Here is a 447-nt window from a genome sequence, read left to right on the forward strand (position 1 = left end):
CCAAGATCGCGACCCGTAAAGCCTCCCAGAATTCCCTGGAAGCCTTCGGCAAGCTGCTGCCCGAGTTCATGGGTGGCTCTGCGGATCTGGCGCCGTCCAACCTGACCATGTGGTCCGGCTCCAAATCCCTGACCAATGAAGATGCCTCCGGCAACTACATCCACTACGGTGTGCGTGAGTTCGCCATGTCCGCCATCATGAACGGCATCGCCCTGCACGGGGGTTTCATCCCCTACGGCGCCACCTTCCTGATGTTCATGGAGTATGCCCGCAACGCCCTGCGCATGGCTGCCCTGATGAAGCAGCGCGCCATCTTCGTCTACACCCACGACTCCATCGGTCTGGGTGAAGATGGCCCGACTCACCAGCCGGTAGAGCAGATCGCCTCCCTGCGTCTGACCCCGAACATGAGCACCTGGCGCCCCTGTGACCAGGTGGAATCCGCCA

Annotated in this window: 1 pseudogene; it reads left to right on the forward strand. The window is 61.7% G+C overall.

Annotation, left to right across the window (positions count from 1 at the left end):
- Positions 1–447, forward strand: a pseudogene (locus KW825_RS20285) (transketolase); the annotation flags it as partial.

The organism is Aeromonas sp. sif2433 (assembly GCF_019218705.1).
Taxonomy (GTDB): domain Bacteria; phylum Pseudomonadota; class Gammaproteobacteria; order Enterobacterales; family Aeromonadaceae; genus Aeromonas; species Aeromonas encheleia.